The organism is Pseudomonas sp. NPDC087817 (assembly GCF_044742875.1).
In the GTDB taxonomy this organism is placed as follows: domain Bacteria; phylum Pseudomonadota; class Gammaproteobacteria; order Pseudomonadales; family Pseudomonadaceae; genus Aquipseudomonas.
Genome location: NZ_JBIUVJ010000103.1, coordinates 1 through 10288, shown reverse-complemented (window position 1 = coordinate 10288; position 10288 = coordinate 1). Strand labels below are relative to the sequence as shown.

Genomic DNA, 10288 nt, shown 5'->3' with positions numbered 1-10288 from the left:
GTCCCGGACAACCCGGTGACGCGAACCAACTCGCCGATAAGATAATTGATCATTGCGCCCACGATCAGTGTGGCGACAAACATGATGGCACAGCCCGCGATCACGCGAGCCGATGGGGTTTCGATATATCCGGCGAGGTACTCGGACAGTGAGCCACCGAACATCCAGGCGACGACTCCTGCGATGATCCAGGTCACCAGCGATAGTGCTTCCTTGACGAAGCCGCGGCTCAAACTGATCAAAGCGGAGATGGCGATGATTGCAACGATCGCCCAGTCAACCCAGGTAAATGGCACAGTGCAGCCTACAGACGGATAAGGCGGCGCATTTTAGCAGAGCGCATGGCTGTCGGTAAGCTGCGATTTTCAGTGCATTTCAATCGAAGTGATAGTTTTCAGCCGCGCTCGGGCTGGAAGCGCACGACAAAACCCTTGAGGTTCTGCTGACGACCCAACAGATCACGCAGACGATCGGCTTCGGCGCGCTCGATCAGTGGACCGACGAACACCCGGTTCTTGCCATCGGCAGAACGGATGTAAGCGTTATAACCCTGGCTGCGCAGGGTTTTCTGCAGGCTTTCAGCACTGGCGCGACTCGACAGGCTGGCCAGTTGCACCGACCAGCTGACCGACAGACCGTTGGCATCGACGCGACTTTGCGTGGTGTCAGGCCTGGACGATGCAGCGGCGATAGGCTGCGCAGGCGCCGGAATCGGCTTGGCCACCGCAGGCGGCGCTGCAGGTTTGACGATCGCGATGGGGGCAGCGGGCGCTGGCGTCGGAGCAACCGGGACAGCAGGCGCAGTGTCTTCTGCGACGTCTTCATCCGTCGGCACCGGCTCTTGCGGCAAGGCCTGCGGCTCGGGAACGGCCACGGTTTCCATCTGCACTTGCGGCACGACAGGTGCGTGCGGCGCGGCGGGCGCATCGACAGTCACCTGACGCTGCTCATCCTGGCGGGAAAACAGCATTGGCAGGAAGATCACCGCCAGCGCCACCAGCACCAGGGCACCGACCATGCGCTGCTTGTACGCTTTATCCAGCAAAGCCATTTGCCGCTTCCTCCGTGGAGCGCCGGGCCAGCCATTCAAGGGCCTCGGCGACACAATAAAATGATCCGAACAACAGAATCTCGTCGTCACTGGTTGCGACTGCACACTGCCCTTCCAGAGCGGCGGCAACACTGTCGTAAGACGTGACCGATGCGCCAAGGTTCTGCAATGCGGCGGCTAATTCTGCAACCGGACGAGCGCGCGGCGAATCCAGCGGCGCTACGGCCCAGTGCTCGACACTAGCATTCAACTCGCCGATAACACCATCCAGATCCTTGTCCGCCAGCAGACCAAACACCGCCAGACGCTTGCCGACCGGAGGTCGCGAGGCCAGACGGCGGGCCAGATACTCCGCCGCGTGCGGGTTATGACCCACATCCAGCAGCAGGTTCAGGCGTTTGCCATCGAATTCGAACGAACGGCGATCCAGACGTCCGACTACGCGAGTCCCCTGCAGAGCCGCAATAATCTGTTGCGCCTCCCATGGCAAACCGAGCAACAGATAGGCCTGCAACGCCAGCGCGGCGTTTTCCATCGGCAGATCGAGCAGCGGCAAATCGTGCAGCTCGACAACCTGACCCTGCGCGTCGATACCGCGCCACTGCCAATGTTGATCGGTGATACCGAGATCGAAATCACGCCCGCGCAGGAAGAACGGGCAAGCCAGTTCCCGCGCCTTGTCGAGCAACGGTTGCGGAGGATTGAGGTCACCACACAAGGCCGGTTTGCCATGGCGGAAAATCCCGGCTTTCTCGAAAGCCACGGATTCACGGGTATCACCCAGATAATCGGCGTGATCAACGCCGATGCTGGTAACCAATGCGATATCGGCATCGACCACGTTGACCGTGTCCAAACGCCCACCCAGACCGACTTCCAGCACCACGGCGTCAAGTCCGGCTTGTTGGAAAAGCCAGAACGCCGCCAGGGTGCCCATTTCGAAGTAAGTCAGGGAGGTTTCGCCGCGCCCGGCCTCGACCGCAGCAAAGGCTTCGCACAGCCGCGCGTCAGTGGCTTCGACGCCATTGAGCTGCACCCGCTCGTTATAACGCAGCAGGTGCGGGGAATTGTAGACACCAACGCTCAGGCCCTGCGCGCGCAGCAATGAAGCCACGAACGCGCAGGTCGAACCCTTGCCGTTGGTGCCGGTGACCGTAATCACCCGAGGCGCCGGCTGGCCCAGCCCCATGCGGGACGCTACCTGTTGCGAACGCTCCAGGCCCATGTCGATGGCGGACGGATGCAACTGCTCCAGGTAGGCGAGCCACTCGCCAAGGGTGCGCTCGATCATACGTTGGCAGGCACCGGCGGAACGACGATCGGCTCGATCGGCGCGGCGACGAATTTCGGCGTCGGCTTGCCGGTCATTTGTGCCAGCAGGTTACCCAGGCGCGGACGCAGCTCCTGACGATGGATGATCATGTCGATCGCACCGTGTTCCAGCAGGAACTCGCTGCGCTGGAAGCCTTCCGGCAGTTTTTCGCGAACGGTCTGCTCGATCACACGCGGACCGGCGAAGCCGATCAGGGCTTTCGGCTCACCGACGATCACGTCACCGAGCATCGCCAGACTGGCGGAAACACCACCGTAGACCGGGTCGGTCAGCACGGAGATGAACGGAATGCCTTCTTCACGCAGGCGCGCCAGCACAGCCGAAGTCTTGGCCATCTGCATCAGCGAGATCAGGGCTTCCTGCATGCGCGCACCGCCAGAAGCGGCGAAGCAGATCATCGGGCAACGATTTTCCAGCGCGTAGTTGGCAGCGCGAACGAAGCGCTCGCCGACGATGGCGCCCATGGAACCGCCCATGAAGCTGAATTCGAACGCCGAAACCACCACCGGCATACCCAGCAGGGTGCCGCTGACGGAGATCAGCGCATCTTTCTCGCCGGTCTGCTTCTGGGCAGCGGTCAGGCGATCCTTGTACTTCTTGCCGTCGCGGAATTTCAGACGGTCAACCGGCTCCAGATCGGCGCCCAGTTCGTTGCGACCCTCGGCATCGAGGAAGATGTCGATACGTGCACGTGCGCCGATGCGCATGTGGTGGTTGCACTTTGGGCAAACATCCAGGGTTTTTTCCAGCTCCGGACGGTACAGCACAGCCTCGCAGGACGGGCATTTGTGCCACAGACCTTCAGGCACCGAGCTCTTCTTGACCTCCGAACGCATGATCGAAGGGATCAGTTTGTCTACTAACCAGTTGCTCATGCTTTCTTTCTCCAGTACCGGCGGCCCGAACGCTCTGGTTCGCAGCCCCGCGTATGCCCTTCAGCTAAATTCATGTGTGTGGCGATGATGGGTGAACAGCCACGGTCAGCGCGAAACATGACCTGCGTACTGCTCACAAACCCTCAGCCGCGCCTGCTTTGTGCAAGTGCATTGATGGACGGCGGCAGACTGCCAGCCGTCACATCAATATGGAGCTTTGCGTACGGCGTCGATGAACGCCCGAACCTTCACGTGATCCTTGATGCCTTTACTCGCTTCTACCCCGCCACTGACGTCGACGGCGTAGGGTTTCACCCGGGCCACAGCGTCTGCGACATTTTCCGGGGTCAGACCGCCCGCCAGAATCAATGGCTTGCTCAAACCTTGCGGAATCAAAGACCAGTCGAAGGCCTCGCCGGTTCCGCCGGGCACGCCTTCGACATAAGTGTCGAGCAGCACGCCACTGGCGCTTGGGTATGCATCGACGGCCGCAGCGATGTCATCGCCGGCCTTGACTCGCAGCGCCTTGATGTACGGACGATGCCAGCCTTCGCACTCCTCTGCCGATTCATCACCGTGGAACTGCAACAGATCCAGTGGCACGGCATCGAGAATCTCGCCCAACTCACAGCGACTGGCGTTGACGAACAGGCCCACCGTAGTCACAAACGGCGGCAACGCCTTGATGATCGCTCGCACCTGCTGCACGTTTACCGCACGCGGACTCTTGGCGTAGAACACGAACCCGATCGCATCAGCCCCGGCTTCGACGGCTGCCAGCGCATCTTCTATGCGGGTAATCCCGCAGATCTTGCTGCGAACGGCTGACATGTCGAGAAAAACTCCAAGGTAAAATCCGGGAAAGTCCCGGATGGTAACAAAAGCGTTCGAGGGCGTCAGCCGTCAAGTTCGGAGAAACCCGTAAGGAAATGTGGCCCGATAAAACGCTCGGGCAACGGGAATTCGTCGTGATACTCGACCTGCACCAGATACAACCCGTAAGGATGCGCTGTCACACCCCCGGAGCGGCGCTCGCGGCTCTCCAGCACCTCTTTCATCCACTCGACCGGTCGCTCGCCGGCACCAATGGTCATCAGCACACCGGCAATGTTGCGCACCATGTGATGCAGAAAAGCGTTGGCGCGGATGTCGAGCACGATCATCTTGCCGTGGCGGGTCACGCGCAGGTGGTGCATCTTCTTGATCGGTGACTTGGCCTGGCACTGGCCGGCACGGAAGGCGCTGAAATCATGGGTCCCGATCAGATATTGCGCGGCCTCGGCCATGCGCTCGACATCCAGCGGGCGGTGGTTCCAGGTGATTTCTTCGTTGAGGTGCGCCGGACGAATCTGATCGTTGTAGATCACGTAGCGATAACGCCGGGCGATGGCTTTGAACCGCGCATGGAAATGCGCCGGCATCACTCGCGCCCAACTGACACTGATGTCGTGGGGCAAATTGATGTTGGCGCCCATGACCCAGGCTTTCAGCGAACGATCAACCGTTGTATCGAAATGCACCACTTGGCCGCAGGCGTGCACACCAGCGTCGGTACGCCCGGCGCACTGCAGCGAGACCGGCGAGTTGGCGACTTTCGACAAGGCCTTCTCGAGCTCTTCCTGCACCGTGGCTACGCCGGTCAACTGACGCTGCCAGCCGCTGTAGCGCGAGCCTTTGTATTCAACGCCAAGCGCGACGCGGTAAAAGCCGTCGGGCGCCATTTCGGCGGCCGGGTTATCTATGTTTGCCAAGGTGAGACAGCCTGCTGTTTTTGCAAAGGCGAGCATTATAGGGCCGTGGTCAGTGGATGCCAGAGAGTTCTCTGTCGTCTGATCTGGCGCCATCGCTGGCAAGCCAGCTCCCACAGGAATTGCGTGCGCCGCCAAAACTGTGGGAGCTGGCTTGCCAGCGATGGCGATAGCTCAGGCAAACAGCATCCAGCCCAAACAAAAACGGCAGCCTCAATGGCTGCCGTTTTTTTTGTTACCGCTGAATCAAGCCAGATTCGAAAGCATTTCCTTGGCTTCGCCACGCTGCTTCTCGTCACCCTCGGTCAACACTTCGTTGAGGATGTCGCGCGCGCCGTCGTTGTCGCCCATGTCAATGTAGGCCTGGGCCAGATCGAGCTTGGTGGCGGCTTCGTCAGTACCCGCGAGGAAGTCAAAATCGTCTTCGCCCAGATCATCACCGATAGCCGCATCAGCTTCAGTAAAGGTCGGCTCGGCGATGCTTTGCGACAGACGATCCAGCTCAGCGTTGACGTCATCCAGTTCAGAAGCGAACGCATCAGGTTCAGCCGCAGGATTGCTGTCCATTTCGTCGGCCAGCGACAGATCGAAGTCGGCCGGCAGCTCCAGATCATCCTGCGGCACGTCAGCGACGACCGGCGGCTCGACTGGCGGCAGATCCTTAACACCTTCGTCCAGATCCAGCAGGAAGTCATCGTCCGCCAGATCAACCGCTGGCGCTGGCTCGGCACCAAGATCCAGATCCAGGTCGAAGTCCGACAGATCGTCCAGATTCTCCTTGATCTCGGTCTGCTGTTGCAGCACCGACTCGAAGCTCAGGTCATCGTCCGACGGGAACTCGTCCAGCTCGACTGGCGCTTGCGGTTCGACCACGGGCTCAGGGGTGACCGGGGTGATGTTGTCGAGATCGTCCAGACTCAGGTCGAACGCGCTGTCCAGATCATCTTCGACCGGCGACGGAGCGGGCTCCGCTACTTCCGGCTCATCCAGCAGCAAGTCCTTGACGTACTGTGCGTCCAGCTCGGCAGCGACAGCAGCGGCAGCCAGACCGGCAGCAGCCACCACAGCCATGGCCGGGAAGCGGCTTTTCAGCTCTTCGACCTTGGCGAAGTTGTCGCCGTTGGCAACCAGTTGACGCTCTTGACCGACGAACGCATCGCGATCGCCTTGCTGACCGTAGACTTCCATCAGCTTCAGGCGCAGATCGCTACGCTGCGGCTCAAGGCTGACGCCCTCTTCCAGCAGCGCAGCCGCCTGATTCAAGCGACCGGCATTGATGTGCGACTGAGCCTTGTCCAGCACGTCATCCGAGCGATCGGCGGCCGGGGCCACCAGTGGCGCGGCAATCGGTTCAGCCATGACCACTGGCGTAACGATCGGAGCTGGAGTTGGAGCAGGAGCCGGTGTATTGAGCTTGACGCTGGCGGCCGGGGTTTCCAGACCTTCGAAGCTGCTTTCCGGCAGATCCTGCTCGGCGGAGAATTCTTGCTCTTCAGACAGGGCGCGAGCCATGCGCAGATGCTTCTCGGCTTCCTGCTGGGCCTTGCGGCGACGGGCCAGCAGCAACAGCAAGAGCAGCAGAACCACGGCACCACCACCGATCAGACCCAGCAGGATCGGATTGGTCAGCAGTTCGTTGAACGTTTTCTCGTCATCAACCACAGGCTTAGGCTCGACCACCGGCGTTTCAGCGGGTGTATCGACCGGCGGCGCAATGGCGGATTCTGGCGTCGGCGAGGCCGCTTCTGCCGGCGTTGCTGGCGGTGTTGCGGCCAGTTCAGCGGTAATCGCCGGAACCGGTGCAACAGCGGCATTCGCAGCAGGCGCAGCGCCCGCCCCTTCAGCCTGCATCTTCGCCAGTTGATTGTTCTTCAGCTCGATCAGTTTTTGCAGCTTGTCCAACTGGCTTTGCAGATCGGACATGCGGCTTTTCAGTTCCTCGTTGTCACGACGAGTCGTGTCGAGGCTTTCCTGAGTCACCGCCAATTTGTTGCTCAACGCCTTGGCGTCGCCCGCCGGGCCTTTGCCACGCGCCTTGGCGCTTTCGGCGGAGACCAGGCTCAGGTTGTCGCTGGTGTTCTGCGCGGCGCCGGTGTTGGCGCGACCACGCTTGGTCGCGTCGAGCTGCTGCTGACCGGTGCCAGGTTTGGCCACGTAACGACGGCCCTGACGCCAGGCTTCGTTCTGCGCCGCGACTTCAGCGATTGCCTTGGTTTGCGGCAGCGCAGTGCTTTGCACCGAATCGGGCAGACGCAACACCTGACCGGTTTTCAGCCGGTTGATGTTGCCACCGATAAACGCATCGGGGTTCAGCGCCTGAATTGCCAGCATGGTCTGCTGCACTGAACCGCCGGTGCGCGCCTTCGCGGCGATTTCCCACAAAGTGTCGCGTGGCGTTGTGGTGTATTGAGTCGGGTGCGTGGCGCCCGTGGTCGGCGCGGCAATAGTCTGCGACGGCGCCGGTTGCGCGGCCGCATCAGCGGTCTGCGGCGAGAACTTCGATGGATCCAGCAGCACGCTGTAATCGCGCAGCAGACGGCCGTTGGGCCACATTACCTGCACGAGGAATTTGACCATCGGTTCCGACAGCGGCTTGCTCGACGTGACGCGCAGCACGCTTTTGCCGCTGGCGTTGAGCACCGGGGTAAAGGTCAGATCGTTGAGGAAGGCCTGGCGATCAACGCCGGCCTTGGCGAAATCTTCAGGGGAAGCCAGGCTCGGCACCACTTCGGCAGCGGTGAGATCCTTGACGTCGAGCAGCTCGATTTCAGCCACCAGCGGCTGGTTCAGGGTCGACTTCAGGGTCAGCTCCCCGAGCCCGAGGGCATGCGCCATACCGGAGGACAGCGCCGAGGCGGCCGCTATTGCTAACACCAGTTTGCGAACTTGAACCATAGCCTCATCCTTTGTTTGAACGTTCCTCGGCCAGCGAGAAGATGTTGAATACCGCTGCCGTAAGGCATTGCGCGCGACGACGACAGATGTCGCGCGCGATCATTTCTTTGATGCCCCGGAAAGTCCCGGAGGGTGAAACGTTATCGAGTGCTGCGGGCAAGCATAGCGCTCACCTAGAATCAGTCGACAAATTGTTGCCAAGTATCTTTTACAGCAGGTCTTTTATCAACAATTCGGCCACCTGCACAGCGTTAAGGGCGGCGCCTTTGCGTACGTTATCTGACGTCAGCCACAGATTAAGTTCCGCCGGGTCGTCGACACCGCTGCGCACCCGACCGACATAGACAACGTCCTGCCCTACCGCGTCACCGACTGCGGTCGGATAATCGCCGGCTTCGACCAGCTCGATACCGGGTGCGTCTTCCAGTGCGGCGTTGACCTTTTCCAGGTCGACGGCCAGCGCTGACTGCAAGGTCACGCTAAAGCTATCGCCAAAAAACACCGGGGCTTGAACACAAGTTGCGGAAATCTTTAATAAAGGCTGCGCCAGCACTTGGCGCAGCTCGCGCACCAGACGCTTTTCCAGCAGCGTGTGGCCTTGCGCGTCAGGCGTACCGACCTGAGCCAGCAGGTTGAAGGCCATCTGCCGATCAAAGAATGTCGGCTCCAGTGGGCGCATGTTCAGCAGCTCGGCAGTCTGACGCGCCAGTTCGGTGACGGCCTCGCGACCCTGAGCGGAAACGGCCAGATTGGCGGTGACGTTGACGTATTGCAGGTCGATCAGATCGAGCAACGGTGCCAGCACCACGGCGAGCGTGGCGGCCGACGGGCTTGGGCTGCTGACCTGGAACGGCGCTTTCAAACCAGCGAGCACATCGGCATTGGCTTCCGGCACCACTTGCGGCGCCTGATCGGCCGGCAAAGCACCCGACAGATCAATCAGCGAGCACCCGGCGGCATGGGCACGCGCGGCGTAACTCAGGGTGATCGCCGGGCCGGCGGCGAAGAACACCAGTTTGACCTTGCTGAAATCGAACTCGTCGACTTCACGCACACGCACGTTCTTGTTGCGGAACAGCACCGAACTGCCGGCGGATTCGCTGCTGGCCAACAGGTGCAGATTGCCGACCGGGAAGTCGCGCTCTTCAAGAATCTGTACGAGGGTTTCGCCGACAGTACCGGTGGCGCCGATCACGGCAATATCTAGGGTCTGGGTCATGGTGCGAGCCTCTGGCGAAACGGGGGGAGCGGCACTTTACCGGGTGACTGGCGCACAGGCAATTTCTGCCGGGATTTGTGGCGCCTGTGCCGTCCCCATCGCTGGCAAGCCAGCTCCCACAGGTTTTGTGGTGTGCATAAAATCTGTGGAAAACACCGATCACTGTGGGAGCTGGCTTGCCAGCGATGAGGCCTGTACAGGCACCCGAGAATCCCAGGCATAAAAAAACCCGCACCTCTCACAAGGCACGGGTTCTTTCATTGCATCAAGCGATCAACGCTCCAGCAAAATCCGCAGCATGCGACGCAGCGGTTCGGCTGCGCCCCACAGCAGTTGGTCGCCGACGGTGAAGGCACCGACGAACTGCGAACCCATGTTCAGCTTGCGCAGACGGCCGACCGGAACATTCAGGGTGCCGGTGACCTTGGTCGGGCTCAGCTCCTGCATGCTGATTTCGCGCTGGTTCGGCACCAGTTTGACCCAAGGGTTGTGCTGGCTGATCAGCCCTTCGATATCGGCGATCGGCACGTCTTTGTTCAGCTTGATGGTCAGCGCCTGGCTGTGGAAACGCATGGCGCCGATGCGCACGCAGATGCCGTCGACCGGGATTGGGCTCTTGAAGCGACCGAGGATCTTGTTGGTCTCGGCCTGGGCCTTCCACTCTTCACGGCTCTGGCCGTTCGGCAGTTCCTTGTCGATCCACGGGATCAGGCTGCCGGCCAGCGGAACGCCGAAGTTTTCGGTCGGGTACGCATCGCTGCGCATGGCCTCGGCAACGCGACGGTCGATGTCGAGGATCGCGCTGGCCGGATCGGCCAGTTGATCAGCGACAGCGGCGTGGGTCGCGCCCATTTGCTTGATCAGTTCACGCATGTTCTGCGCGCCGGCACCGGAAGCCGCCTGATAGGTCATGGCGCTCATCCACTCAACCAGACCGGCTTCGAACAGACCGCCCAGGCCCATCAGCATCAGGCTGACGGTGCAGTTACCGCCGATGTAGTTCTTGGTGCCCGCGTCGAGTTGCTGGTCGATGACCTTGCGGTTGACCGGATCGAGAATGATCACTGCGTCATCGTTCATCCGCAGGCTCGAGGCCGCGTCGATCCAGTAACCCTGCCAGCCAGCTTCGCGCAGCTTCGGGATCACTTCGCTGGTGTAGTCGCCGCC

At 61.0% G+C, this 10288-nt stretch carries 9 protein-coding genes; all 9 read right to left on the bottom strand.

The window, feature by feature from the left end:
• Positions 1 to 296 (bottom strand): CvpA family protein (locus ACIONG_RS28785; protein ID WP_401304286.1); only part of this gene is annotated, 296 nt, incomplete at its 3' end.
• 98 nt (positions 297 to 394) lie between these two features.
• On the bottom strand, positions 395 to 1051 hold the full coding sequence (locus ACIONG_RS28780; RefSeq protein WP_103304869.1) for an SPOR domain-containing protein: 657 nt from the start codon (positions 1049 to 1051) through the stop codon (positions 395 to 397).
• Positions 1035 to 2342 carry a bifunctional tetrahydrofolate synthase/dihydrofolate synthase gene (gene folC, locus ACIONG_RS28775; protein WP_401304283.1) on the bottom strand — a complete coding sequence of 436 codons (1308 nt, stop codon included), beginning with the start codon at positions 2340 to 2342 and terminating at the stop codon, positions 1035 to 1037. The genes ACIONG_RS28780 and folC overlap by 17 nt, the downstream gene beginning before the upstream one ends.
• Positions 2339 to 3259: an acetyl-CoA carboxylase, carboxyltransferase subunit beta gene (gene accD, locus ACIONG_RS28770; RefSeq protein ID WP_103304867.1), complete on the bottom strand. Its 921-nt coding sequence runs from the start codon at positions 3257 to 3259 to the stop codon at positions 2339 to 2341. The genes folC and accD overlap by 4 nt, the downstream gene beginning before the upstream one ends.
• Positions 3260 to 3463: 204 nt before the next feature.
• Positions 3464 to 4090 (bottom strand): phosphoribosylanthranilate isomerase, encoded by a 627-nt coding sequence (locus ACIONG_RS28765; protein WP_401304280.1) that lies wholly within the window; start codon positions 4088 to 4090, stop codon positions 3464 to 3466.
• A gap of 65 nt (positions 4091 to 4155) precedes the next feature.
• The gene (gene truA / locus ACIONG_RS28760) at positions 4156 to 4980 is read right to left on the bottom strand and encodes a tRNA pseudouridine(38-40) synthase TruA (RefSeq protein ID WP_034152768.1); all 825 of its coding nucleotides are present in this window, start codon (positions 4978 to 4980) and stop codon (positions 4156 to 4158) included.
• A gap of 273 nt (positions 4981 to 5253) precedes the next feature.
• Positions 5254 to 7902, bottom strand: coding sequence for a FimV/HubP family polar landmark protein (locus ACIONG_RS28755; RefSeq protein ID WP_401304278.1), 2649 nt, complete (start codon positions 7900 to 7902; stop codon positions 5254 to 5256).
• A gap of 208 nt (positions 7903 to 8110) precedes the next feature.
• A complete protein-coding gene (locus tag ACIONG_RS28750) occupies positions 8111 to 9121 on the bottom strand; it encodes an aspartate-semialdehyde dehydrogenase (RefSeq protein WP_401304276.1) in 1011 nt (336 codons plus the stop codon).
• Positions 9122 to 9394: 273 nt separating this feature from the next.
• On the bottom strand, positions 9395 to 10288 hold an 894-nt coding region (asd, locus tag ACIONG_RS28745; RefSeq protein ID WP_401304274.1), incomplete at its 5' end, for an aspartate-semialdehyde dehydrogenase.

Coding starts and splice junctions, on each gene's coding strand:
- truA (WP_034152768.1), bottom strand. CDS start 4,980: ATGGCGCCCGACGGCTTTTACCGCGTCGCGCTTGGCGTTGAATACAAA.
- ACIONG_RS28755 (WP_401304278.1), bottom strand. CDS start 7,902: ATGGTTCAAGTTCGCAAACTGGTGTTAGCAATAGCGGCCGCCTCGGCG.
- folC (WP_401304283.1), bottom strand. CDS start 2,342: ATGATCGAGCGCACCCTTGGCGAGTGGCTCGCCTACCTGGAGCAGTTG.
- ACIONG_RS28750 (WP_401304276.1), bottom strand. CDS start 9,121: ATGACCCAGACCCTAGATATTGCCGTGATCGGCGCCACCGGTACTGTC.
- ACIONG_RS28765 (WP_401304280.1), bottom strand. CDS start 4,090: ATGTCAGCCGTTCGCAGCAAGATCTGCGGGATTACCCGCATAGAAGAT.
- ACIONG_RS28780 (WP_103304869.1), bottom strand. CDS start 1,051: ATGGCTTTGCTGGATAAAGCGTACAAGCAGCGCATGGTCGGTGCCCTG.
- accD (WP_103304867.1), bottom strand. CDS start 3,259: ATGAGCAACTGGTTAGTAGACAAACTGATCCCTTCGATCATGCGTTCG.